A 24,898-nucleotide genomic window follows, 5' to 3' on the forward strand; every position below is an offset into this window, starting at 1 on the left:
GTGCTCTTCTATGCCATACTATGACACTCTCAAAGCCCGATTGACTAAGCCAAGCCGCATGAAAAAAGTACTCATTATCGAAGACAACCGCCAAGTCGCCGGCATCCTATGTGACTTTTGTGAATCACAACATATCGAAGCCGATTACGCGGATAACGGCGAGTTGGGATTAGAGTTAGCTAAGCAGACCGATTTTGATGTGATTATCCTCGATCTCATGCTGCCAAGAATGAACGGGTTTGAAGTATGCGAACGCCTTCGTCAAGCGGGAATCGCGACGCCTGTACTGATGCTAACAGCACTCGATGGCAAAGAGGATATGTTAAAAGGCTTTTCACAGGGCGCGGATGACTACTTGGCTAAGCCGTTTGATCTCGATATTTTGCTCGTTCGACTGCAGGCGTTATACAAACGGTATCGAGGCTCAGTGGCGCTAACGCAATTGCAGTTTGGCGAGTTGACCATTTACACCAAAGAAAGACGTGCGTTTCGCGGTCAGTACAAACTTCCTTTAAACCCAACCACCTATAAGATCCTCGAACTATTATGTCAGTGCGCTCCGAATGTCGTCAGTAAACAGACCATCATCGATACCCTTTGGCCCGACGACGAAGCAGAGACCTCAGCTCTGCGCAGTCATATTTACCAGTTGCGCAATGCTCTCGACAAGCCCTTTGAACACGCAATGTTGGTCACCGTTCCTAAAGTCGGCTTTCGATTGGAAAAACAGTCATGATCTTTACTAAAAGCACCAAATCTCTTATTGGCCGACTGATCACCAGTTTTGCTCTGCTTTCTTTCGCTATTGGCGCTCTGATCATTTACTCGATTTTTAGTGCCTTACAGTGGTCCGAAGACCGAATGGGCGAACGACGAATTCATATTGACAGTCAAACCGCTTTACAACTGTACACACAGGAACATCGGCAGGGGCATATCAAGCTCGACAGCCTGACCGACGCCTATAACGATTTACAATTGGTGCCAGAACCCTTTCGCACTTTGCTAGCCAAGCGGCAAACCTTTGTAGGAGAAACGGGCCCAGAAGGGCATTCGCGGATGGTTTACTTATCCTATTATTTTGATCACGGCCAATCCTACCCCTTAGTGCTATTGAGCAAAATCGATCAAGTGGAATTTAGCAGCAAAGAAATTACCATGACAATTCTCTATGTCATGATGAGTGTTTTTGGCTTATTTTTGGTGTTTGGTTACATCATTTATCGCCTGTCTCAGCGCTTAATCGAACCACTCGAACACATCACACAACAAATCGAAGCCACCAAAGGAGAAACCGATTATTGCTATCAATTGCCTCCCGGCTCGGTCATTGAGTTTCAATCTTTAATTGATAAACTCAATAACAACCAGCTTGAGTTATCGCGCTTATTAAAAAGTGAGCAAGATTTTGCTCGTTATGCCAGTCATGAATTACGCACACCATTATCGGTCATTCGCGGCTCTCAATCGCTACTGTTAAATACCAATGTCAATGAGGCATTTCGCACCAAACAGATCAAACGGATTGGGAGTGCCGCGAATGACATGCAAACCATGATCGATGCGCTGTTGAGCTTAGTGCGATACGAGAAAGAGTCCGATCCTCAAAAACGAAGCTTTAATACCGCAGAGCTACAGGAGATTATCAATAACAATCAGGCCCAAGCTGACGACAAATCCATCACGATTAAGGTTTTCGCCGAAGGTGAACCCATGATTGCGGCAGAGCCGGCGATGATGGCCATTCTGATTGGCAATATACTGCGTAACGCGATTGCCGCCTCACCGAAAAGCAGTGAAATAACCGTGTCCCTGCAAGATCGTGCTCTCATTGTAATAGATCAAGGGGGCGGCTTAGGTCACTCCCCATCACCACAAGGTCATGGTTTGGGCTTAGATATCATCAGTACCCTTTGTCAACGCTTCGAATGGCAATTTGAATTACTCAATAACTCAAATGGCGGCTGTCGGGCAAAAATTCGCTTTTAGGGGAATAACGGCTTGAAATAAATCCTTGAAATACAGAGTACGGTTTGCGAACCTTAGAAACCTTTAATTTTTTGGCTTTTCATTGTGTTTTCAATTTTTGCTAAGTTATTCTCTCCTCTAAAGCTGAATAGAGAAGTTTATGGACTCACCGTAATACTGTTTTTATTTTATCAAGCCTGCGCTGTAACGATCGGATTGAGCACACCATTAGCAATTGGCTCAGTTCTTTTGCGATTAACTCGAATCTTTGGCCTATTTTTCGCTTTATCGTTTGCGATCTATTTTTTTGTACTCTTGTATCGAAAAGAGCCACACCCAATCAAGGCTTATGTTAGGTTAATACAGCCGTTTATAATCGATTGGTCTCGGCTAGGTAACATAATCGCTTTGGTTTTCTGCGTTGCAATCAATGGGGCTATTTACACTAACCTCAAGCAAGCCATACCTCTGGTCATGCCCTTTTATCTCGATCTGCCATTACATCACATTGATCAGTGGCTTTTTGCTGGTTCAGAGCCATGGCGAATTACCCATTGGCTGTTTTCATCCCCTTTTGCCACCATGGTCATCAATGTCATTTATAATTTATGGTTTTTCTATGTGTTATTTTTTGTTGCTTATCTGATATTAAGCAAAGAATCCAATTGGAAAAAACAAGTTTTCTTAGTCTTCTTTTTAACCTGGTTTATCAATGGCAATGTATTTGCCACATTGATGTCTTCTGTGGGTCCTTGTTTTTATGATTACTTGCATCCACAAAATCCAGCTTATCAAGGTTTAATGGCATTACTTCAAGAACAAAACCAATATTTGATCGATAACGGCTGGCTTGAACTTTGGTCACTAAACACTCAGAACATGCTTTGGGATGTTTACAACAACAGTGAAAGTGGCTTTGGTGCGGGTATCTCTGCCATGCCAAGCATGCATAACTCGATGGCGATATTAATTGCTCTTGCCGTTTCACAACGTCACAAAGGATTAGGTTACTGTGCTTGGGCCTTTGCCGCCATTATCTATATCGGCTCGATACACCTTGGTTGGCACTATGCGACAGATGGGATGGTCGCACTGGTGCTGACGTTGATCATTTGGACCATGGTTGACAAATGCTTAACGAGGAAAGCCCCTCAAACACTACCCCCTGCCAGTGAGCAAAGTCCTCTTTAAACACAGACTTTCGCTGTCACGGCAATAAAGTTATAACTCATAACCTTACTGCCGTGACAAGTTAGCCCAATTGCCATTATGCTAGTCACATACACACATCCATTGATGAAGATAATGTTAAGTACTTTACTGCTCACACTGCTCACCCTAATCATGTTTGCCGCTAACTCGGTGCTGGCAAGGTTGGCACTTCAAGACCAGGCTATTGATGCGGGCAGCTTTACCGCTATTCGACTGCTGTCTGGGGCGGCGACCCTTTTGCTTATTCTGCAATTCAGTCGACGTTCTCATCGCCATAGTGTTAAAAGCACCTTGGCAGCGATGTCAAAAGGAAAATGGTTATCGGCGGCAATGCTAACCACCTATGCGGTCGCATTTTCGTATGCTTATTTATCACTCGACACCGGGATTGGCGCTTTAGTGCTGTTCGCAGCGGTGCAAATGACGATGATCAGTGTCAGTTTATGGCAAGGGGCACGCTTCCAGGCGATTGAATGGTTTGGCCTTGTACTGGCCTTCTCTGGCTTTGTCTACTTGATAGCGCCCAACCTCACCACCCCTTCTGGGATTGGTTTTGTATTAATGACACTGTCAGGTATCGCCTGGGGGCTTTATACCTTAGCGGGTAAAAAAGCTACGCAACCCACATCAGAAACAGCCTATAATTTCTTTAGAGCGATTCCTTTTGCCGTTGTCATTGCGCTCACGGTCTTTGTACTATCAACACCAACGTTAACAACCCGTGGTGTTTTACTGGCCATAGCCTCAGGCGCACTAGCTTCCGGTTGTGGTTACGCACTGTGGTATCAAGTATTGGGTAAGATCACCACCATGCAAGCTGGTGTGGTTCAGTTATTTGTCCCAGTCATCGCCACGTTTGGCGGTGTCCTGTTTGCTGGTGAGGCATTAACCCTGCGTTTGGTCATTGCGAGCGTGTGGATCTTAGGTGGCTTAATGTGTGTGTTGGTGGCGAAGAAACAATCTTAATCTAACGCTATGATTGTAAAGACTATTAATTATTGCGGTTATTTTTTACATAAATATCAATCTTAATTTCTTTACCGTAAATAAATGAGTCTAATTTCTCATATTTTTTCATGGCTTCTGAGAACTTCGGGTTAACATTCATAAAGTCGTAAAAATCAAACCCACTTGGTAATCTACTAATTTTTTTAGAATTATCAATCAAAATCACATTCGGGTTCATAATTTCAATATCTGAGACCAGAATAGAACGAATAAAGTCTAAATCACTAATACTATGGCTATCATTTGGGTGTTTCAATAGTATCGGTAGTGGCCATAATGTCGGAAACTGGCTAACCCATTTCAGATTTAGGTGTGATCGCAAAAAATTAAATGGTGCCATCTGAGCATTGAAAGACATTACTTTGTCTCCAGGTTTAGTTATTTCTTCTAATGACTCATACAATGGCAAATAGACTTTTTGACTTTCAACAAATAAGGGATAAACTGGCTTTTCAGTTTTACCATTAAACTCAAAAAAAGAATTTTTATAGTTCACAGGATGAATATTAATGACTGAAGCGTATTGATAAACGCAAAAAACAAAAAGTAAAAAGATGGTATAAACAAAGTTAAACTTTCTCTTATCAAGTTGCCCGATGATACATAATATTAAAAAATAAACACCAATACCAAACGCCAAGAATAGATGATAAGAAAAACCTGCCTGCCCCATTACATAAACCAACAGAGAGGAATAAAACACTATCTCTAATACTTTATTAAAACTATTTATGGTATGTTTCCGTAGAAAAAAAATAATTGGTAAAGTACAAGCTAAAACAAAACCACACATAACTAACAAAGAACTTATTGGCTTAAAGTACCCGCTATAATTCTCCCGAGCGAGCGGAACAACTTTATCAAAATACGCAGGAAAGTAGAGTATTACAATCGTTACATAACTGATACCAATTAAGACTAATAACAAGTTCTCCCACCGTAACATCAGTAAAAGACTTGAGCACAATTTTTTTCTAATACAAGTTTCACTACTAATCAGATAAGCAGAACGAATGTAATACCATTCAATCACAATATGCACCATGAGATATTGTGGCTTAAGACATATAGACAGTGACCAAATAAAAATCGCTAAGCACTTAATCAGCCTTGATAGCTTTACCTCTTCTATTCTTGCCACTATCACTACAACATAAAGAAAACATCCGGTGAATATAAAATGCTCACGTTGTAAAAAGTCAACTGGTAATACAAAGAGAAAAGCAAACGATACTGCAACCAGTACAGTTTTTCGATTATTTAAATGAACCCTTTTCAGCATTACATTTAATAAAATAATAATGAACATCAAGTAAAACAACATACTGATGCGTAATGAATGAACAGGATCAATTATGCCCAATTGAGTTGGAAGTTGAAATAAATGATAAATATAAGCAATCAGCGGAGGATTGACTTCATAAAAATATTGATAAAAATCTCTATATTCTGAATTCCCTACTAACTGAGATAAAAAAGACACATCACTATGAAGAAAATAATGCTCTTGGCTTGCTAGTGTATGAACAAAAAAGAAAACAATTAACAAAATATAAAAATGGCGCTTAAAAAATCCCATTACTAGCATAAACTTTATCTTTCTATTTATTAATAAAATAAAAATGCCGCTGTATGCGGCATTTTTATTTTATCGATGAAATGTTTTGATTAACAATTGTCATATAATACTATTTGGTCAAATTAACCATACAAACAAATTGGTTATTGTTACTGTCTTTGGCGACCTCATCGTGTCGCTCTGACGAGTACAACTTGCCATCGGACATCCAGTAGTTACCTTGAGGAATATCGACATAAAGGTTGATGTACTGAAAGCCTGCTTTTGACAACAAACGCGATGACAACTTTTCCTCGCAATACTGCTTGGCTTGAGCAAAACTCAGCGCTGCCGGGGTTTTACCGTCAGCATTGCTAGACTGAGGTAAAATAAAAGTAAATGACGGATCTTTATATAAAACTTGGTTGCTGTACGAGCCAGACAAAGGCTTAACGCTTGCCGACTTCTCGGCGTCTTGCTGAGTAGCAGACGTCGTCACAACCGGTTCTGGCTCAATCACTTTCCCAGATTGATCAACATGAGTGGGTTGAATCTGAACGGTTTTGGGCTGGCTGTGTGTTACTGCAGCGGTAGTCGAACTGCCAGAGGTTTTTGACGTCACTGGTCGCGCTTTACGCTCAGACTGAGTGACGTTTGTCCTCTTTGCTGTGGTAGCACTCGACTTACTATGACCTGGGTTTGAAAAGGGAAAATAGTAGTCACCATCGTTTTCAAGCGTTAAACGCAAGGATTGCACTTTGCCGTTATTGACCGCTTTAACATTGTACAAGCCTACATAGTCACCAGACACATTGACCGTTTCACCACTGCCGATTCGCTCATCGCCAATGTAAAATACCGTATCACTCGAATTCGAGCGTAACACAAAGCGGATTTTATCCAGGCCTAGTGTTTTGCGCAGTTCCATTTCAATGTTAGGGCTGTACACGAGTTGATAACTGGCACTCACCGAATACACCAAATCACCGCTGAGCTTTTGCGTCGCGTCGACCACTTTAAATTGAGTCAACTTAACCCGATCTAAGCCCCCTTTGCTGAGCATAAAGGCATTGCGCATCGAAGATAGGTTGCGATTGACACACACAGAAATACTCTCAGTAACATCACACTGCAGTTGCCCTTGATAATCATCGTTATAGACTTGTTGAGCACTGCGAATATAGCGCTGTTTGATGTCGTCATAAAGTTCCACTAACGCATCACTTTTGGTGCGATCAAGCTGAATAATTTCAGAGCGGCTGTCAGAGATTTCACGTTCTAAAACATCAATTTGTGCTAAAGAACTGCTCACTTGTTGCTTGAGGTTAGCAATGGTTTGCGCGACCTGTCGCAAGTGTTCAGAGAGTTGCTGGTCAAACTCACCTTGTTGGATCTTACTTTGCAGCGCCTGCGTGTCGGTACTAACAATATCGAAGTTGTTGACCAACTTGATTTTCGCCGATTCAACATTGGCATTCAGCTCGTTTAACTGATTGTTCTTGTCGTCGATGCGCGTTGCTTGATATTGGCTCTGATAAGCTTGGTTAATTTGGTTCAGTTGCTGCTGTTCGTTGGCATTGAGCAGATCAGCCGCAGAAAGATAGCCTGAATAACTGCTCAAAAAAAAGGCAGAAATAACGACTGATACATTTTTTAAATTAAAATTCACTTTTGATCCGTCCTAGGCTAAACATTCCTGAAATCGGTACGCACTAATAAATTGTTATATAAAGAAATAGTCTAACAAAATTCCAACTGATGTCACTATCGTTTCCTTGTGTGATCAGGGTTCAAAGTCGACTTAATTCAAAAAATGACGATTTTGCTTTCAAACAAGTCGACTAAATCCGCTTGGCACGCTATTGCGAAAGCTCAATAAACTCGACCCGGCGGTTTTTTGAACGGCCAACATCCGTGAGGTTGGTCGCCACAGGCTGACTTTCGCCAACGGTCTCGATACTGGCTTGCTGTTGGCTAACCCCATTGTTGAGCAACACATCCACGGTACTAATCGCGCGTTTAAGGCCCAGCTTTTGGTTGTAATTGTCACTGCCTTTGCTGTCCGTATTGCCAACCAAGAGTACCGACTTGCTTTCTTGTTTTAACTCGACCGCTTTGTCTCGCAATGCCTCTTTGGCCATTGGTGAGAGCGTCGATTGATCAAATTCAAAGTAGATCTTTTGTTTCGCCACAAATTGTTCGTCATCGGAAATAATCGACAAACAATCATCGGCATTGCTCACCCAGCGTGAAGAAGCATTGGCGAGGACCTGGTCTTCAAACACATCACCGCGAATGGGCTGCTGAGGCTGAAAAGCGCCCTGTTGGTGAGACGTGATACGATACGCTTTGCCCATGGTCACCGTGTAATAGATTTCACTGCCAATCCCTGCTTTGACCTTTTCTGACGGTGCAGCGCAATAAAAATGACTGCTGGCCGCTTGAGTAGTAAAACTGGCACCAAACAAGATTGCAGCCACCATCCAGGTTACTCTGTTCATTATAATTCCTTAACTTAACGCTGTATTAATATAGTGCCGTACGCCCACTTGACGCAGCGCCTTTGGCAATCAGTTCTTCTATGTATTCGACCAATTGTTCTGAACTGGTGGCGACATAAATATGATCTGCCCCATCATCCCCTTCACCAGAGCTCGCACAATCAACATACGCTTGATACAAACTGCCACCTGGCTCAAAGTCAACGCCAATCACGCCGATGTATAAGCCCGGAATGGCAACCCTAGCGGCATCGCATACGCCACTGTCAACCAGGTCGACAAAAATACTGTTATTCGGTGACTCTTCACCATCGGTTACGATAAGCAGCATTTTGACTTTTTCCGAGTAAGCCAACGCTTCGTCTTCTGTCGCATTATCACCCGGGTGCCCTGCATTGAGAACCTGTAAACCGCGTATGATGCCTTGGTATACTGCGGTACTGCCCGCCGCTTCCATATCATTAATGGCATCAATCGCCGTCAGTGAATTGGTTAATTCAATATTGTAAAACTGATCGTAGTCATCATCACCAAAGCCACTAAACAGTTCAACATCATCGACATCATAAAACGTTTGGTAACTCGAGTTAAATTTGTTGTTAAACAAGTCACTGACTGTGGTCTCAAAATCAACGTACTCGTTTTGATCGGGGTAAGAACTGCCTCCAGAATACAAAGAGGTAATTCCTAACACGTCGATGACCCGCAACGCCTGTAGCCAATAAGTTGAACCCACAAAACAATCACTGTAATAATTTATCGTACAACGATACACGGTACTGGCCGAAAACTGACGCCAAAAATCCCAGTCGACTTGTTCGTAATTGGTCGTCGAGAGTAACGCGTTTTTATTGGTTAAATACCTTAATTGCGTCACCGCATAGGTAGTGCCAATATCACAAAACGAACTGTCGGTGCAGGTTTCGCGAGTGCGCACATTAAACGGAACCACGCCAACACGATTTTGCAGTTTATCGGCGACTAAATCGGCATCATCGTCTTCACAGGTGCTGCCATCACGACTGACATTCGCACACAACACTTCTCCGGCTAAGTCTGTGATCGCTTGCTGCAAATCATCGATTTTACAATTAGAGCGACGGCTGCAATTGTTAGAACGATTGCTGCCCCACTCCCAGGTCATTGAGCCCGAAAAATCTGAAACAAAAACGATATCAATATTTTTGTTGGCAAATGAATAATATTTTCGCGCCGTACTCTCACTAACTAGGTTTTGAGTATTGCCAAACGAGGGAATAAAGTTACTGGCAAACCACGAATTGTGCGTAGTGGTGGCATTAACATCGTATTGTATCGACTGATCTTCATCGTTTTCTGTCCGCCTCGTGGTGATGGTATGAGCAATAACGTCTCGCACATAAGCATCGATGTACTTTTCCGCCATCAACTCAGCACTGGACTCGCCCGTATCTTCTATGGTCATGGCGAGTGCGGCCGCTTCCGCCGCGTCTTTTAACCGGCTCGACTCTTGAATATAGCGCGTGCCTTCAACCGCTAAAAAGGTAAATCCCATCACAGGAACCAGGGTTAACGCCGCCCAAATTCCAGCAACCCCTTGTTGGGCTGTCTTACGCGACTTTCGCACAAAATGTCGATTTAACCTTGTCATAAACACTGTCCCACGTTAGACCACGCTTTTCGCTATGGCGGAATCATTAAATGGGCTTTCAGCACAACTCAAACCCAGTTCGCATTTATAATTTTAGTTTTTTATCGCCAATCTGCGCGCTTTACCATGTCAGACTGTGACCATTACTGATCTTTTGTTAAAGAAATGATTTACATCAACCGTTAGTACAGAGTAGTTACGCCACTGGTACTCGCGCCTTTGGCAATCAGTTCTTCGATGTATTCGACGAGTTCATCAGGCTCATCAGCTTCATAGATAAAGTCTTCTGCTGCTTCTGTGGTAATTCCATTTATTTGGCTGATACAATCTAAATACGAATTATATAATGACGTATCGGTTTTCTCTATGTTAAAAGACACGCCTACAATACCTATATATAAATTCGTTATTTCGCTGTCAGCGGTTTCGCACATTCCCGACGAAACTAATTGTTCAAATGTTCCAAAATCTGGAGACTCTTGCCCATCAGTAACAATCAAGAGTATTTTCACTTTATCGTTGTAGGTTTCTGTTTCTTCATCAGTTGGATTATCAGGTTTACCATCGTTGAGAATCTGAAAGCCTCGTAACATTCCTTGAAAAACTGCTGTACTGCCATCAGAATCCATTGAATAGATACCTGATGACGCGGTTTTCTTATAATAGTCATTCATGTCTTCAGTAATGTTATTAGTAATTTTCGATAAGCTGTTAGTCAATTCAATATTGTAGAATTGTTCATTATCATCACCAAAGTATGCATTAAATGAGTTATAATAATACGGGTAAGACTGAGAATAATCATCACTAAACAATTCAATATCTGAGACATCAAAGAAAGTTTCATATGAACCAGAAAACTTTGAGGTAAACATGTCATCAACAGTATCGGAAAAGTCAATATAATCCAAACTATCAGGAAGTAGATAATAGTATTGTTTATTCTTATATTTGTAGAACTTATTCGAGTCGGATTTTAAGACCGAATTGACTGTAGAGGCTTGTTGATGTAACTCGTTCTTCGTGTGTTCCGTTTTGTTACTGCATTTATTTTGTTTTTCATAGCAGTCAAGCATCGTATCGTAAGATTCACCAGCCCAATATGTCCAATCAACATTCTCATAACTAGTCGTGTACCTTAGTTGACTTACTGCATAGGTATTACCACTTGTTCCTTTTTCTCTTGTACGTAAATTAAAAGGAACAATACCAACACGGTTATCTAGCTTATTAGCCACTATGTCTACATCAGAATCATTGCAAGTTAAACCATCACTTGAAACTTCATTACACAAGATGGACTCTGATACGGTTGCGATAGCGTCTTTAAGTGTGTCTATTTTACATGATAAATCACGACTACACCCATTTGCCTCTGATTCTCCCCACTCCCAATTCATTGAACCGGAGAAGTCTGCCACAAAGACGACATCAATATTTTTATCTGCGTAAGTAAAGTATTTCTTGGCGGTGCTCTCACTCACCAAGGTTTGGGTATCATTAAAAGAAGGAATAAAATTACTGGCAAACCAAGAATCGTGCGTGGTGGTGGCGGTCACGTCATACTGAACGTACCCCTCGTCATCGTCATAAGTACGTGTTGACGTCACGGTATCAGAAGCAATATCCCGTACATAGGCTTTGACATACTTCTCCGCCATCACATCCGCATCATCCACATCATTATCTTGGATGGTGACCGCCAAGGCCGCCGCTTCGGCAGAATCTTTTAGGCGGCTGGACTCTTGCACATAGCGTGTGCCTTCGACCGCTAAAAAAGTAAAGCCCATCACTGGCACCAAGGTGAGCGCCGCCCAAATCCCAGCCACCCCCAATTGGCGGTGCTTCGCGATAACCTTTGAATGCAACAACCCTGACTGCCTTTTCATCTTAACGCCCAACAATAATCGAGGATGACAAAATGGTATTGGTGTCATCATCGCCTAAAAAAGCCAAAAACCAAGAATCAAATTGCTCACACAATGACACCCGATACAGTGGATACACCGTACCGTCATCTTCGGGAACCAAATCACTGTAATCCGAAAAATCGTCGGTGACACAACCATATTGATCGAATTGGTCACTGTGCAGCGTGGTCACGGTTCCATCCACCATAGATTGAATCTGAATCGCCACGTCATCACTGCTCATGTCTAGCAAACGAGCCCCAACGGTCTGCATATCTGATAAATTTGATGCCGTAACAATCAGGTTGGTCTCTGAACTGACCTCACCATCGTAATAGCGAGTGCGCTCTTTGAGCACATTGACCAAAGAAAAACTGGTGCGATCCAAGCTGGCGCGGATCAATAGCTGTTTACTCAAATCGGTACCGAACATAAAAATGGCGCACAAACCGAATAGCACAAAGGCCAGTTCGATAGCAAAGCTGCCATCTTGGCGTCGCCAACCTTGAGTCAAAGGGAGGCCATATGGGCCTTGAGTGTACTTATTCATCATCCCACCCTTGATGCTCAAGGTTTAACACCATGGTGCGAGAAATGGTCCGGTCTTGCCAACCAAAGGCTGCCACCATGGGTGAATAATCGTAAGTCACCGTCATTTGCGCCAGATCGTAGGTGTAATTAAGTTTCAAATAATCACTGCCAATGTCATTAATAAAGTTATCGTAGGTTTGATAATATTTGCCCGAGAACGAAAACTTATCGGAATCGATCAAAAAACCCCACAAATTACTGTCGTCTTCGATCAAAGATTGAAAGGTATTTTGGTAATCTTGATTAATGTCTTCTATCTCTTCCGATTCACTGAGCGACACCTTGGTTTCTCGCACCGTTTCTCGCAAAGAGTACTCAACCATATCAATCACATAAATATAATAACTGGCTTCAAACACCGCCAAGGTGATAAAAATCAGCGACATCCCCCCCAGCGCAAACTCGACGGCGGTGACGCCCAATTGTCTGAATTTTGATGGTGTCTTCATCGTCTCGCCCAAAGTCATTTAAGAAGTTTGATTGCGCAACTGGCTTTCAATTTGAATCAACTCGCCATAAGAATAGTCTGTGTGCAACACTTCATTGGCTTGCTCAATTTGCCCCGAACGAATAAAGGCAATCGCCAAATTGGCGGCTACTTTCTGATTTTTGGGGTATTGCTTGGTCAAGGGCACCAAAATACTGATCGCTTTGTGGTATTGCTTTTGCGCAATGTACAGCACCGACAAATTGGTTTTGATCGCCAAATCGTTATAACCACTGAGCCTAGCGGTTTTAAACGCTTGTTCGGCCAGGTCAAACTGGTTGTTCTCGGTGTAAGCAATGCCCATTAAGTTATGTAATTTGCCCGAATCGTTACCCAACTTATTCGCATTGAGGTAGGCTTCAATCGCCGCCGAGGCATTGCCTTTGCGCTGCTCAATTTGACCGCGCAATTGCCATAGCGACGCAGAATACACTCCTTGCTCAATTAAATGTTGGCTATAAAAATCCGCCGACTCGATATCGCCTTCTGCAAAGTAGGCATAGCTGATTTGCTCCATGGCTTGCTGGTCATCGCGGTTTTGCTCCAGTTTTTGCTTGTAATGGGCAATTAACCCTTGGTTGTTGTCGACTTTCTTCATATCCGCGGTTTGCTGCGCTTCGCTGCGAGCAGTCGATTGACAAGCGGTTAAGCTCAATGCCAGCAAGGCAATCGAAATGGTTTTTACTAACATCATAGCCTCTAATTTAAAGTTGTAATTGCATGATCCCCGGCGCCAAAATCAAAATGACAATCGGGAACATAATTAATAGTATCAGCGGCATACTCATTTTGGCTGACAATTTACCGACTTTTTCTTCTACCGTAAGTAGCTGTGCTTTGCGCATGTCTTCTGCCAAGTCACTCATGATGTCCGCCACCGAGGTGCCGTATTGCAAGTTTTGAATAATGGTGAGTACAAAACTGCGCACTTCCGGAGTCGGTATCCGATGGCCAAAATCATCAAGCGCTTTTTCGATGCCCTTGAAACGAGCTGAATCGGAAGTGCGCCGAATTTGATAACATAAATCTTGATCAAAATCTTCCAACTCTTTGGCCAAGTAATTAAAGCTCGCTTCAATGGTCATGCCGGTTTGCACGCACACCGACATCAAATCCAACAAATAGGGCAACTGTTGCGAGACTTTATGGATTAACTTTTTACGGCGTAAATCGAGCACTAAATCCGGCAGTACAATGATGGCCACCAAAGAAAAAAGCGCAATAATCAATGCCTTCTTAACATCGTCAACCATAAAAAACGTGATGGCAACGATGCTAACAAGTAGCATAATTTTCATCGGAAAATAAAAGCGCGCCCAACTTTTATTGTAAATACCTGCATCAACAAACTTTTTTTCTAACTCAGCTCGGTTCTCTTTGCCAAATTTGACCAAAAAGCCTAGTGTCCATGATGATTTTTTCTTCTCTGAATCACGTACGTATTGTTCGATGTATTTTCGGCGCCGCTCGGAGCGTAGTGACTCGACAATCAAAAACAGCAAGGCAAACAAGATAGCCAGCAATGAAATTAATAACCACATTATTTCACCGCCTTAACCAATAACCAAACAATAAATAAACCTAAAAACTCACTGCCGAGCACATAATAAAGAATATAACGTCCTTTAGAATCATATAAAATAAAATCGACGTTACTAGGGTTAATGTAATTGAGTAAAAAGAAAAAGCACAAAGGGATAGCAGCGACTATTTTGGCAGAAATCCGCGCTTCCGAGGTCATGGCCATTTTCTTTTTTTCTAAGGTTCTTGAGTCGACCAGCACCCGAATCAAACGTGCCAACACCCCTTTTAATTGACCGCCACGGCTAATATTGGCGCGCATGGTGATGGTAAAAAACACAAACTCAGGATACGGGTAGTTTTTGCACGCCCGCTGGAACACCACCTCCGGTGTTTCACCTAGCCGCAGCCGGTCGCCCATCCATTTGAACTGACGGCCAATCGCATTATCGTCCATCGATTTACCCACATAACTGATCGCGTGCATCAAACTCTCGCCGGCGGTCACCGCGCTCATCAAAATATTCAACGCATCGGGAAAGGTATTTTCAAACTCTTTGCGGCGCCGACTGGCTAAAAAGCGATAGCCCATGTAGGTAAACACCAACACCAAGAGCGCCAATAAGGGCAAGGAGTTCAGTGTCAACAGTTTAAACACCAGATACCAAGCAGCAAAAAAAGCGCCGATGAAAAACAGGATCACCCAAAACCCAGCCCGCGCGCCTAACATATCCAAGGTCGGTTGTAATTGCGCTTTAAATTGCTCCCAGCCTTTTTGCGGAATCAAGGCCTTTAAGTTGACGGCACTGACGCTTTCACTCTCGACAATGTCATCGCTAAAATACTGATCGATTTTTTTTTGTTTGCCATTCGAGGTCAGGATCAGCACCACAGCAAACAAGATAAGTGATAACCAAATTAACAGCATGTCGACTCTCCTAACCCTCTAGTATCGAATCAATAACCTTCATCAACATCTTGTTACCCTGCGCCATGAAAGCAGGCCATCAGATCATCGTATAAACCAAAGAAATGGGCTTTTTTCACCAACTCGCTGCGCTGCATAATGCCATCGGTAATAAAATGCCCTTTAACCTTTTCACTAAAGTCACTGTCGTCAAATTTAAACCGATAGAGTTCTTCCATCACCACGCTGTCACCTTCCATGCCCACCACTTCGGATATGCTGGTCACTTTACGGCTGCCATCGCGTAAGCGGTTAATTTGCACAATCAGTTGCACCGCACTGACGATGGTACGACGAATCGCACTCAAGGGCTGATTGAGATTGGCCATCATCACCATGGATTCAATACGGGCAATCGCATCACGCGGGGTATTGGCGTGCAAGGTGGACATCGAGCCATCGTGGCCGGTGTTCATTGCCTGCAGCATCTCAAACGCTTCAGAGCCACGACACTCGCCGAGGATGATCCGGTCTGGGCGCATCCGCAGCGCGTTGATCACCAAATCGCGCTGAGAAATCGCGCCAGTACTTTCAATACTGGCGGCGCGGGTTTCCAAACGCACAATGTTGGGCTGACTGAGGCGCAATTCGGCGGCATCTTCGATTGTTACTACCCGCTCATCGTCAGACGCATAGCGCGATAAGGCATTGAGCAAAGTGGTTTTACCCGAGCCGGTCCCGCCGGAAATGATGATGTTCATCCGACAGCGAGCGGCAATCATCAAAATGCGCGCCATGTGGGGCGACATCGAGCCAAACCCGACCAAATCCTCAAATTCGATTTTTTGCTCGCGAAACTTACGAATCGAGATCGACGTGCCATCGAGGGCAATTGGCGGAATGACAATATTGACCCGGCTGCCGTCTTCTAAGCGGGCATCCACGGTTGGCGAGAGCTCATCGACCCGACGACCAACCCGCGAGGCAATGCGTTTAGCAATCGACAGTAACTGCTCTTCATTGACAAACGACAGCTCGGATTTTTGCACCTTGCCGTGACGTTCAAAAAAGATATTGCTTGGGCCATTGACCATGATATCGGTGATCGATTGGTCTTCGACCAAGGGTTGTAACGGCCCAAGACCAAAGATTTCGTCAATTAAACTTTTCACCAGCCCCGATTTCATCATGGTGGTGATCGGCCGTTGATACGAAGAGGCCAATAAGTCCACCGCGCTGTGAATTTGCGTCTCGAGTTCGCGGCGACTCATTTGTTGCACCGCTTCGGGATCTAAGGCTTCGAAGATCTGACTGCGAAAGGTTAAATACAATTCTTTGTTGGAGCTCATCGCTTAGTGACCCTTATTTTTTCTTTTTGCCCAAGCCAAACCACTTAGGTAATTTGCTCTCTTCGATGCTGTTACCGTTGATCAAGCGGGCTAATTTATCCACTGAGGTGGCAATGGCGCGATCGTGTTTGTGCGCCTGTTTGCCGTCAATGACGATATGAGCAAGATTTTTACTGTAGGCAAATTCCAAGTCGACCTCGGCGCCGAGGTATTTTTTCATCTCATCGGATTTGATCACAAACGAAGTCGGTGGCCGATGATAGTTGGCCACCAGCAGCAAACGGGTCTTTTTTGACAGCGTCAACTGAATACTTTCAATCCGTTCACGCAATTTGCGCGCACTGCGGATCGATGACACCGACGGCTCAAACACCACCACCAACACATCAAAGGTATCGACCAGCATTTGCGCCTCGACTTTAAAATCGACACTGCCAGAAAAGTCTTCGACTATGAAGTTGGTGTTGCGCGACAACAGCTCACACAAGGTTTGGTTGTAATTAAAAATATTCTCAGCCGGCATATCACCACTGATGGCCAGCAAACGCAGGTTTTTGCGCACTTCGTAGATGTAACTCAGGGCACCAGACTCATCCATTTCGTGCAGTGGGGCGGTAAATTCATCGACGCTGCGCGGCTGAAACTCACGAATGGCAAATAAGATGTCGAGGTTGGTGTTATTGTATTGGTGGTCGACCAAAATGGTATCCGTCTGCTGGCCCGCTAAGTAAGAGCACAATTCTGCACTGATAAAACTGGTACCGACCCCGCCTTTTACACCCACCATGCCGACGCGTTTGGCCTTGCGCTTTTCACTGACCCCAGAAAACGTTTGCAAGTTGCGATTGACGTGCATTAAAAAGTCGGCAAACTCTTGTTTGTTGACCGGCCAAAACACGTAGTAAAAGCCCATGTCTTTGAGCGCGCGCAAGGTGGAAATAGCGTCTTCTTTGCCAATCACCACCACCCCTTTGTGAGTGGGGACTTTGCTGGCAAATTCGCGCGCTTCTTCAACCACATTGTGGGATTCGGTCAGCTCTAAAATGACAATTTGTTGCACTTGTTTGGGGTTAATCTTGCTGTCTTTGACACTACGGCGCAGTGCATCAGGCTCATCCCAACCCTCAAAGCGAAACACTTCTGTCACCAAGTCAAAACACTCTTGGCTTTGATAATACAAGGCCGCCGAGGCAATGCCGTTGCTGTTGCCGGTTTTGGTCACTGTGGTCGACGGGCTTTTACTGCTCAACGCTTTACTTAAGTCAAACATCGCCGTTTACTCCTCGATCAAACGTGATTTGTTGGCCACTTGCTGTAGGCGTGCCGACTCGGCCACGCAGTTCGATTGCCAAGTATTAATACCAATGCCATCACGAGGGCAAGGGCTAAGTTGCAAATGGGCCAAACGAATATGCAATTCAATCTCACTGCTTAAACGAGGTTGATAATCATAGTGAACCCGAAAGCCCTTAACCTGATATAAGGGATAGTCGGCAAACGCTTGCTCGATGGCGAGACGACTGGCGCGACTCTTGTACAAGACATCAATATGCGCCCCCATATCTTGTTGGTAAATCTGCGCGATCAAGCTGTTTAGTTGTGGGCGGTACTCGGCCAATTTGTTGATCGCCACAGTGTGCGATTCTTGATAAACCATGGCATCGACGCTATGGGTATCATTCGGCGCGGGGTAAAACGAAGGGTCATAGCTGGTACACGCACTTAAACTCAGCACAATCCCAAATAAACTGCCTATTTTGACTGTCACCGCCTTTATTGAGGTTCGGGAAAATATCATGTTATCGTTATCGATCATCATTCGATAAACCCTCCTTGAGCCAACAAGCGCGCGGTCGCCTCACCTGGCTTGTCGTGGTGTTTTTTGTTGCCATCGTGCAGCAAGCGACTCCAACTGGTGGTGCGCTCAATGTCTGGCAATTCGATCTCGGAGGCGCGAGTCGGTTTGACTAAGTTCACCGTCGCGACAATGACAATTTCGGTTTTGGTCCGTTCGGTTTGCGCCTTTTTAAACAGCGCGCCCAAAATAGGAATGTCGCCTAATAGCGGCACTTTTTGAATCGCTTCGTAATCGGTGTTGTTCATCAAGCCGCCCAACACAAAGCTTTCACCATCCCCCAATTCGACGGTGGTTAATGCGCGGCGAGTCGATAATTGCGGCACTTCAATGCCATCGGCCTCGATGTATTGGTCAACCTCACTGACTTCGGGATTGAGCTGCATGCGAATTTTATCTTCACTCAACACCTTAGCGGTGAGGTTTAATTTAATCCCGTACTCTTTAAAGCTAACGCTGACGGTACCATCGCTGGTAATGATGATCGGAACTTCACCACCAACTAAGAAACTGGCAGACTCACCAGATAACACGGTTAAATTGGGCTCAGCGAGAATCTTAGCAATGTCGTCATTATCAAGGGCGGTAATCAAGGTACTCAAATCGCCGGCTTTAAATTGAGTCAGCGAAAAGACGCCGGTATCCGAGCCATCACTACTCCAATCGACACCAATGGTCGAGTCGAAGCCCTTGGTCACTTGCGCAATGGAAACTTTCACATTAACTTGCTGGACGGTCGCCACTTGCAATTGCTCTATGATCCCTTGCCAGGTGTGGTTTTTAGCAAAAATCATATCTTCTGGTGCGGTGACATCGCCGGAGTCACTTTCGAAGGTGTATTTGTCGATACTGTTCCAGCGGGTGATTTTTTCTCGGCCGAGCAAATTAGCCACCAAGCGATAAATCTCATCGCGCTGCTCAATCGATTCGACGGTGCCACGCACCGCCACCTGTTCACCAATCGAGGTTAATTGAATGTCGAGGTCGGGGTAGCGAAACTTGAGCTGCTTGCGTACAAGATCCAAATTGACATCCACAATAATCCGGTCCGACAGTAACAGGTTTTCTTCCTTGCCGTAGACCATAAAGCGCGCTTGACCCACTTGATTGGCGTAGACCACTAAGGTGTGTTTATCGATGACTTTGTAGTCAGCCACCGCAGGGTTACTGATGAAAACCTTGCCAATCTCTTGCCCGAGGTGCACGTGTTGTCCCTCGTTGAGGGTGACGTAACGATCCGCCGCTTGCGCGACAAAAGGCATCGACAGACCGAGCAAAGCGAAAATCAAAAAACGATGTATTGGCATAACAATAGGCATAACATTAAACATGTCTATACACCGGATAAATGGTGAACTGAATCGATGGCCTAGCATGTTATTCCCCCCCAAAAGTGGCGGTTTTTTGCGAGCCACGGTATTCAACAATGTTATTGTAGTTCTCTATCACTTGATCCATTTTCGCCACCGGTGACTGGCGATACGCTTGGCTGCGATAGACTTCCATGTGCATAGTACGCTCCGCCAACGCCAAGCGCGCGACTTGATCGGGCTCAATTTCAATCACTAGAGTGACGTTATTACCGTTACTAACCGACACGCGTGAGCTGACTTTTTTTTCTACTTGCGCCGCGGTATCACCATCACCTTGAATACTAAGCACTTTAACCTTTTGCATGAACATACGCGCTTCTAAGCCGCTAAAGCGTTTTGGCTGATCCGCTTCTCCAGCTAGATTAGTGCTCGGTGAACTCACCGTGAGGATATCAATGTGCGATCCGGGGCGAATGTAGTCATTAATCAAAGTTTGTTTATCCACGGTAAGCGGATATAAGGTCATGCCCGGGCTGATCAAAAGATCTATATAGCCTGGCGCATTGGGTTTGGTTTGATAGTCCGACAGTATGTATTCGCCGGAATGAATGTTTTTATTCAGTAAGGTACTCGGGCTAAAATCCAACGCCACATCTTGCTTGGCGCCAACTTTGACCGCTTCGCTTAATGGCAATTGCTGTTTTTGTACTTGGGCTTGGCTCAAGGGCTGGCCTTGGTTTAGGTCTTGAGTGGCTTGCCAAACGGTGACATAGGTTTCTGGTGCCACTTCTTGTTTGACGACCGGCTCATTGACCACCTGTGGTTTTTTTTTCAGGGCATCCATTACCCCGATGACACCGATTACCACAGCAATCAACGCCAATAATAATACTAAACGTGATCTCATTTGTCCCTACCTAGCCAATAGTCATCTACTGATCATTTTATTTAGAATTGTTTATTTTTTGAGAAATTAGATGGTTACCACATCATTAATTCAACTACATCTATCTACTTTAAGTGAAAAAAGTCAGCAAGGTGCCCAAGTAAAAGCCACCACATATGGCAACACCATAGGGAATGCCTTTGTCTTTAATGCTATGGTTTCCATTTTTTTTACAAAATATGTGTTTTATTAAATAATACGTTGCTTGGATACCGCCAATCAAAGCCATAAGCATTAATGCATCATCGATAAAACTCATATCAGTACCGAGAGCAAATATCGTGGCTAATTTCACATCCCCAGCAGCAATAACTCTGAGTAAAAATAATGAAAAACCACCAACAAAAATAACTAAGCTCGATAGCCAATAAAGATGCTCAAAATAGATAAGAAAAGCACATTGAAACATCAGAAACAAAAAGAGATCGAGATTTTTTATCTTTCTTTTTTTAATGTCCCAATAGCTAAAGTGTAAATAAAAAAGTGAAAGAAAAATTAAGTAATCAGTCAATTTTTTCAGGCTCTATTACTAGAGCCTGTCTTAATGTAATATTGAGTTTATACTGATAAATTATTACGAAGAAGCACCGCTTAAATCAGTAATAATACCATTAAATACTGTTGAAAGTGCTGTTCCAACAGTACCGCCATCTGAACCAAATAAAACACCTAGAACAGCTGCCATAGCCACAGCAATCAGACCGTATTCAATTGCGGTTACACCGCGCTCATCATTTTTAAACTCAGTCACTAGAGTTTGTGCTTTACAAAAAAGTTTCGTTAACATGTTCAATTCCTTTAAAAGTAACATCGATAATTGTATCAAAAGCCACAGGGACCACTTTCATTCTATGCAAGTTTTACCCTAACGCAAAATAGTTATTATCGATTTTTTCAATAACTTATCAGGCTTCGGGGTGTGCTTTTGATGAAAAATGGCAGTTTATCACCAAAAATCAACCACTTGTCATGTGTTTGTTATTTTTACAATTTTCTGACACAACTCTCATTCTCCTAATACATTGATCATTTATGTGCGCGCAGTCACATTTAAATGCCTATTTTCATCATCTCTACCTCGGTTACCAGTCCGTTAACTGTCTATTTTTTAAGCTAAAAACCTCACCTGGTCCGATCTGACTTATCAAAAGTGTAAACTAGTGTAAATAAGTGTCATATTATAAATCAATCAGTTATGGTCAAATATTGAATAAATAAGAGTCATTATCACCTTTGCTTTCCCCGATGGTCTGTTTTATGCTGGTTGTGGTGTGAATAGTTATTGTGTAAATGGTTATGCTGTGCATGCTTGGTGTATGAATAAAGACGGTGACGATCGCGGTAATGAGGATGGCTCACCACCTTAAAAGATGACCAAATTCAGACCTAACACTGATGATCAGCCAGGTTTATCTGTGGATACTTCACCTTGGATGTACGGCGATGGTACAGCGGGCTTAATACTTACTCTTACTGTCAGCGTCAGCCAGTGTTGAACACCACTGACTCATGTATTCACTTTTTTATTTACTTTTTTATCCGCATTTATTGCGCAAAGGAACACAGCCACACCGGTATCAACTATGAAATTGCAATTTGAACACATCATCGCCTTTGTTGCGGTCGCCGATTTGAGCTCTTTTAGTGGCGCAGCACGCAAACTGGGTAAGTCTCAGTCAACCATCAGTACCGCCGTGCAGCATTTGGAGTCCGATCTTGGTTTTACGCTCTTTCATCGACAAAAAAACAAATTCCGTTTGACCACGCAAGGACAGCGCTTTTTTCACCTTGCGCGCCCTGTGACGCAAAAATACCAACAACTGCTGCTGGCGGCAGAACAGATGACCGATTCTGAACAAAGTGTCTTTCGAGTTGGCATCGACCCTTTAGTGTTCACACCAACTGTCAAAAAAACCTTACTCGAATTTAGCGACGCCTTCCCAAAACTGAATCTGTCTATCTACAGTAAACCGAGCTCGGTGCTTGGCCGCTTTATTCAAGAAGGGAAATTAGACTTGGCACTTGGTAACCTCTATCACCCAGACAGCCATCAGTTAAACAGTCAAGAATTGTTTTCGATGCCGTTTCATTGGTATTGCCATGCCGATTTGCAACAGAAAACCACCCCAGACACTCGCCTTCTGTTGATGGATGGCAGTGAAGAATTGATCGGTCAAAGTGCCCTTTCCCACGCAAACCTGTGGCGCTTAGATGACATTTCAACCATCATCGATTTGTGCCGCGCCCGCAAAGGAATGGCTTTTTTACCCGAGTTTGTCTTACCTAAGGCCTGTGATGACCTAGTGTGTATTCAAGCGGATCAGGATTTTTATGGCCGGCAATTAACCGTGGGGTTATTTTGGCCCAGCCACAGTCCTCAGTCCCTACTCCATCAGTGGATGATTGATCGCTTGAGCCCAAAGGCAGTGAAAGACCGTGTAGAACAGTTAAAGACAGTGTAAGACAGTCAAACACAGAGAAATTAGATCGCTGCGCTGCAAGTAGCAAGAAGAAAAGAGTATAAGACAGTGTAACACAGTGTAAGACAGTCAAACACAGTCAAACACAGTCAAACACAGTCAAACACAGTCAAACACAGTCAAACACAGTCAAACACAGTCAAACACAGTCAAACACAGTCAAACACAGTCAAACACAGAGAAATTAGCTCGCTTCGCTGCAAGTAACAAGACGAAAAAGTATAAGACAGTGTGACACAGTTTAAGACAGTCAAACACAGAGAAATTAGATCGCTGAGTAGCATTGCGCGCGGCGATCTTCAGCCTTTCACTGTGTTAAGCGAAGCGGACTGTGTTTCACTGTTATTTACTGTATTAAACTATGTTTACTTCCGGCGTGCTTTAATACGCTTAACCATCGACAAACGACGCTCTGCTGCGGCTTGATCGCGCTCAACGGGTGGCTGATTCGGATTGTTCTTACGGCCTTGACGCTGCTGATAACCCGGTTTGGTCAGTTTAGCGAGATAACTGTCTCGCGCTTTTGGCTCATAGCCGGCCAACTCGATACGCTTGATCGGCTGCTGAATCAAGTTCTGCACCTGAACCACGGTCAACTCTTCTTCGCGGTTAACAAACGACACCGCGTGCCCTTGTTTACCCGCACGACCCGTTCGACCAATGCGATGAACGTAATCTTCGGCCAAAAATGGCATGTCGTAATTCACCACGTGCGGTAAATCGGCGATATCAATCCCGCGCGCGGCGACATCCGTCGCCACCATGACACGAGCTTTACCGGTTTTGAACTCTTCTAGGGCGCGACGACGGGCACTTTGTGCTTTATCACCGTGACACAATACCGCTTTGATGCCGTCAAGTTTAAGCTCTTTGACCACTTCATTGGCGGTTTCTTTGTAGTTGACGAACACCAGCACCTGTTGCCAGTTTTTACGGCCAATAAGCTCGGCCAATAACTCGGTCTTGCGCTCTTGATCGACAGGATACAAAACGTGTGCCACAGTTCTCGCGGTCGAGTTTTCGGCTTCTACCGCAACGCGCTTAGGTTTGCGCAAAATGGTCTTGGCGAGTGTATTCAGTTGGCTTGAGGTTGTGGCGGAAAACATCATGATCTGTGGATCGCTTTCGACGTCCAACATGATTTTACGCACCGGCTGAATAAAGCCCATGTCGAGAATGCGGTCTGCTTCATCAAACACCAAAAACTCTAGGTCTTTGATCGAGAGATTAAACTCAGCTAAATGTTCCTCAAGGCGACCAGGCGTTGCCACCACAATGTCTTGCCCTTGCTCTAAGCGCTTTACTTGGCTCGACATTTTGACGCCGCCGTAAATGGCCGCCACTTTAAGATCGGTATAGCGAATGTAAGCGGCGATGTTATCGGCAATTTGCGCCGCCAATTCACGCGTCGGTGCAAGAATTAAAGCGCGCGTAGTTTTCGGCGACACTTTTTGCGGATTGTCGAGTAACTGCTGAATCAAGGGCAATGAAAAAGCCGCAGTTTTCCCTGTGCCAGTTTGAGCGGTGGCAAGTACATCATGCCCCTTGCGCGCCAGTGGGATCGCCTGCTGCTGGATCGGCGTCATTTTTTCATAACCGAGCTCTTCAAGCGCTTGTGCTAACGCGGGAGCAAAACCTTGGGATGCAAATGACATGATAGCC

Annotated in this window: 23 protein-coding genes; 5 read left to right on the forward strand and 18 right to left on the reverse strand. The window is 44.1% G+C overall.

What is annotated here, in order from left to right:
- Window positions 1-58 precede the first annotated feature (58 nt).
- From AB0763_RS13750 to AB0763_RS13765, 4 genes are all read left to right on the forward strand, one after another.
- The gene (locus tag AB0763_RS13750) at window positions 59-736 is read left to right on the forward strand and encodes a response regulator transcription factor (RefSeq protein ID WP_306099918.1); all 678 of its coding nucleotides are present in this window, start codon (window positions 59-61) and stop codon (window positions 734-736) included.
- A complete protein-coding gene (locus AB0763_RS13755) occupies window positions 733-1,989 on the forward strand; it encodes a HAMP domain-containing sensor histidine kinase (RefSeq protein WP_306099759.1) in 1,257 nt (418 codons plus the stop codon). The genes AB0763_RS13750 and AB0763_RS13755 overlap by 4 nt, the downstream gene beginning before the upstream one ends.
- A 453-nt stretch (window positions 1,990-2,442) precedes the next feature.
- Window positions 2,443-3,159, forward strand: a complete 717-nt coding sequence (locus AB0763_RS13760; protein WP_368644153.1) for a phosphatase PAP2 family protein — start codon at window positions 2,443-2,445, stop codon at window positions 3,157-3,159.
- Window positions 3,160-3,273: 114 nt separating this feature from the next.
- Window positions 3,274-4,146 carry a DMT family transporter gene (locus AB0763_RS13765; protein WP_306099761.1) on the forward strand — a complete coding sequence of 291 codons (873 nt, stop codon included), beginning with the start codon at window positions 3,274-3,276 and terminating at the stop codon, window positions 4,144-4,146.
- Between the two features lie 25 nt (window positions 4,147-4,171).
- On the opposite strand, the gene AB0763_RS13770 is transcribed toward AB0763_RS13765, so the two are convergent.
- From AB0763_RS13770 to AB0763_RS13850, 17 genes are all read right to left on the reverse strand, one after another.
- Window positions 4,172-5,776, reverse strand: coding sequence for a hypothetical protein (locus tag AB0763_RS13770; RefSeq protein ID WP_306099762.1), 1,605 nt, complete (start codon window positions 5,774-5,776; stop codon window positions 4,172-4,174).
- 100 nt (window positions 5,777-5,876) lie between these two features.
- Window positions 5,877-7,415: a hypothetical protein gene (locus tag AB0763_RS13775; protein ID WP_306099763.1), complete on the reverse strand. Its 1,539-nt coding sequence runs from the start codon at window positions 7,413-7,415 to the stop codon at window positions 5,877-5,879.
- Window positions 7,416-7,605: 190 nt separating this feature from the next.
- Window positions 7,606-8,247, reverse strand: coding sequence for an OmpA family protein (locus AB0763_RS13780; RefSeq protein ID WP_306099764.1), 642 nt, complete (start codon window positions 8,245-8,247; stop codon window positions 7,606-7,608).
- 25 nt (window positions 8,248-8,272) lie between these two features.
- Window positions 8,273-9,877, reverse strand: coding sequence for a pilus assembly protein TadG-related protein (locus AB0763_RS13785; RefSeq protein WP_306099765.1), 1,605 nt, complete (start codon window positions 9,875-9,877; stop codon window positions 8,273-8,275).
- Between the two features lie 182 nt (window positions 9,878-10,059).
- Entirely contained in the window at window positions 10,060-11,766 is a 1,707-nt protein-coding gene (locus AB0763_RS13790; RefSeq protein ID WP_306099766.1) for a TadE/TadG family type IV pilus assembly protein, read from the reverse strand.
- A gap of 1 nt (window position 11,767) precedes the next feature.
- Window positions 11,768-12,340: a tight adherence pilus pseudopilin TadF gene (gene tadF / locus AB0763_RS13795; RefSeq protein WP_368644158.1), complete on the reverse strand. Its 573-nt coding sequence runs from the start codon at window positions 12,338-12,340 to the stop codon at window positions 11,768-11,770.
- Complete coding sequence (locus AB0763_RS13800) at window positions 12,330-12,827, reverse strand: TadE/TadG family type IV pilus assembly protein (protein ID WP_306099768.1); 498 nt, start codon at window positions 12,825-12,827, stop codon at window positions 12,330-12,332. Before AB0763_RS13800 ends, tadF begins: the two co-directional genes overlap by 11 nt.
- An 18-nt stretch (window positions 12,828-12,845) precedes the next feature.
- Complete coding sequence (locus AB0763_RS13805) at window positions 12,846-13,559, reverse strand: lipopolysaccharide assembly protein LapB (protein WP_306099769.1); 714 nt, start codon at window positions 13,557-13,559, stop codon at window positions 12,846-12,848.
- A gap of 10 nt (window positions 13,560-13,569) precedes the next feature.
- The gene (locus AB0763_RS13810; RefSeq protein ID WP_306099770.1) at window positions 13,570-14,406 is read right to left on the reverse strand and encodes a type II secretion system F family protein; all 837 of its coding nucleotides are present in this window, start codon (window positions 14,404-14,406) and stop codon (window positions 13,570-13,572) included.
- Window positions 14,406-15,314: a type II secretion system F family protein gene (locus AB0763_RS13815; RefSeq protein ID WP_306099771.1), complete on the reverse strand. Its 909-nt coding sequence runs from the start codon at window positions 15,312-15,314 to the stop codon at window positions 14,406-14,408. The genes AB0763_RS13810 and AB0763_RS13815 overlap by 1 nt, the downstream gene beginning before the upstream one ends.
- A 53-nt stretch (window positions 15,315-15,367) precedes the next feature.
- A complete protein-coding gene (locus AB0763_RS13820; protein WP_306099772.1) occupies window positions 15,368-16,642 on the reverse strand; it encodes a CpaF family protein in 1,275 nt (424 codons plus the stop codon).
- 13 nt (window positions 16,643-16,655) lie between these two features.
- Entirely contained in the window at window positions 16,656-17,912 is a 1,257-nt protein-coding gene (locus AB0763_RS13825) for a chromosome partitioning protein ParA (protein WP_306099773.1), read from the reverse strand.
- A 6-nt stretch (window positions 17,913-17,918) separates the two neighbouring features.
- Window positions 17,919-18,461, reverse strand: coding sequence for a hypothetical protein (locus AB0763_RS13830; protein ID WP_306099774.1), 543 nt, complete (start codon window positions 18,459-18,461; stop codon window positions 17,919-17,921).
- Window positions 18,458-19,804, reverse strand: coding sequence for a type II and III secretion system protein family protein (locus AB0763_RS13835; protein WP_306099919.1), 1,347 nt, complete (start codon window positions 19,802-19,804; stop codon window positions 18,458-18,460). The genes AB0763_RS13830 and AB0763_RS13835 overlap by 4 nt, the downstream gene beginning before the upstream one ends.
- Window positions 19,805-19,874: 70 nt before the next feature.
- Complete coding sequence (gene cpaB, locus AB0763_RS13840; RefSeq protein WP_306099775.1) at window positions 19,875-20,717, reverse strand: Flp pilus assembly protein CpaB; 843 nt, start codon at window positions 20,715-20,717, stop codon at window positions 19,875-19,877.
- A 109-nt stretch (window positions 20,718-20,826) separates the two neighbouring features.
- Window positions 20,827-21,267 (reverse strand): prepilin peptidase, encoded by a 441-nt coding sequence (locus AB0763_RS13845; RefSeq protein WP_306099776.1) that lies wholly within the window; start codon window positions 21,265-21,267, stop codon window positions 20,827-20,829.
- Between the two features lie 63 nt (window positions 21,268-21,330).
- Window positions 21,331-21,543, reverse strand: coding sequence for a Flp family type IVb pilin (locus AB0763_RS13850; protein ID WP_306099777.1), 213 nt, complete (start codon window positions 21,541-21,543; stop codon window positions 21,331-21,333).
- Between the two features lie 796 nt (window positions 21,544-22,339).
- On the opposite strand from AB0763_RS13850, the gene AB0763_RS13855 reads away from it, so the two are divergent.
- Complete coding sequence (locus AB0763_RS13855; RefSeq protein ID WP_306099778.1) at window positions 22,340-23,218, forward strand: LysR family transcriptional regulator; 879 nt, start codon at window positions 22,340-22,342, stop codon at window positions 23,216-23,218.
- Window positions 23,219-23,601: 383 nt separating this feature from the next.
- On the opposite strand, the gene AB0763_RS13860 is transcribed toward AB0763_RS13855, so the two are convergent.
- Window positions 23,602-24,891: a DEAD/DEAH box helicase gene (locus AB0763_RS13860; protein ID WP_306099779.1), complete on the reverse strand. Its 1,290-nt coding sequence runs from the start codon at window positions 24,889-24,891 to the stop codon at window positions 23,602-23,604.
- Between the last annotated feature and the right edge of the window lie 7 nt (window positions 24,892-24,898).

It is taken from the genome of Vibrio sp. HB236076, from assembly GCF_040957575.1.
In the GTDB taxonomy this organism is placed as follows: domain Bacteria; phylum Pseudomonadota; class Gammaproteobacteria; order Enterobacterales; family Vibrionaceae; genus Vibrio.

What these genes read in the sequence shown, in the direction of transcription:
- AB0763_RS13750 (WP_306099918.1), top strand. Translation starts at nt 59, where the DNA reads ATGAAAAAAGTACTCATTATCGAAGACAACCGCCAAGTCGCCGGCATC.
- AB0763_RS13755 (WP_306099759.1), top strand. Translation starts at nt 733, where the DNA reads ATGATCTTTACTAAAAGCACCAAATCTCTTATTGGCCGACTGATCACC.
- AB0763_RS13760 (WP_368644153.1), top strand. Translation starts at nt 2,443, where the DNA reads ATGCCCTTTTATCTCGATCTGCCATTACATCACATTGATCAGTGGCTT.
- AB0763_RS13765 (WP_306099761.1), top strand. Translation starts at nt 3,274, where the DNA reads ATGTTAAGTACTTTACTGCTCACACTGCTCACCCTAATCATGTTTGCC.
- AB0763_RS13770 (WP_306099762.1), bottom strand. Translation starts at nt 5,776, where the DNA reads ATGCTAGTAATGGGATTTTTTAAGCGCCATTTTTATATTTTGTTAATT.
- AB0763_RS13780 (WP_306099764.1), bottom strand. Translation starts at nt 8,247, where the DNA reads ATGAACAGAGTAACCTGGATGGTGGCTGCAATCTTGTTTGGTGCCAGT.
- AB0763_RS13785 (WP_306099765.1), bottom strand. Translation starts at nt 9,877, where the DNA reads ATGACAAGGTTAAATCGACATTTTGTGCGAAAGTCGCGTAAGACAGCC.
- AB0763_RS13790 (WP_306099766.1), bottom strand. Translation starts at nt 11,766, where the DNA reads ATGAAAAGGCAGTCAGGGTTGTTGCATTCAAAGGTTATCGCGAAGCAC.
- tadF (WP_368644158.1), bottom strand. Translation starts at nt 12,340, where the DNA reads ATGATGAATAAGTACACTCAAGGCCCATATGGCCTCCCTTTGACTCAA.
- AB0763_RS13800 (WP_306099768.1), bottom strand. Translation starts at nt 12,827, where the DNA reads ATGAAGACACCATCAAAATTCAGACAATTGGGCGTCACCGCCGTCGAG.
- AB0763_RS13805 (WP_306099769.1), bottom strand. Translation starts at nt 13,559, where the DNA reads ATGATGTTAGTAAAAACCATTTCGATTGCCTTGCTGGCATTGAGCTTA.
- AB0763_RS13810 (WP_306099770.1), bottom strand. Translation starts at nt 14,406, where the DNA reads ATGTGGTTATTAATTTCATTGCTGGCTATCTTGTTTGCCTTGCTGTTT.
- AB0763_RS13815 (WP_306099771.1), bottom strand. Translation starts at nt 15,314, where the DNA reads ATGCTGTTAATTTGGTTATCACTTATCTTGTTTGCTGTGGTGCTGATC.
- AB0763_RS13820 (WP_306099772.1), bottom strand. Translation starts at nt 16,642, where the DNA reads ATGAGCTCCAACAAAGAATTGTATTTAACCTTTCGCAGTCAGATCTTC.
- AB0763_RS13825 (WP_306099773.1), bottom strand. Translation starts at nt 17,912, where the DNA reads ATGTTTGACTTAAGTAAAGCGTTGAGCAGTAAAAGCCCGTCGACCACA.
- AB0763_RS13830 (WP_306099774.1), bottom strand. Translation starts at nt 18,461, where the DNA reads ATGATGATCGATAACGATAACATGATATTTTCCCGAACCTCAATAAAG.
- AB0763_RS13835 (WP_306099919.1), bottom strand. Translation starts at nt 19,804, where the DNA reads ATGCCAATACATCGTTTTTTGATTTTCGCTTTGCTCGGTCTGTCGATG.
- cpaB (WP_306099775.1), bottom strand. Translation starts at nt 20,717, where the DNA reads ATGAGATCACGTTTAGTATTATTATTGGCGTTGATTGCTGTGGTAATC.
- AB0763_RS13850 (WP_306099777.1), bottom strand. Translation starts at nt 21,543, where the DNA reads ATGTTAACGAAACTTTTTTGTAAAGCACAAACTCTAGTGACTGAGTTT.
- AB0763_RS13855 (WP_306099778.1), top strand. Translation starts at nt 22,340, where the DNA reads ATGAAATTGCAATTTGAACACATCATCGCCTTTGTTGCGGTCGCCGAT.
- AB0763_RS13860 (WP_306099779.1), bottom strand. Translation starts at nt 24,891, where the DNA reads ATGTCATTTGCATCCCAAGGTTTTGCTCCCGCGTTAGCACAAGCGCTT.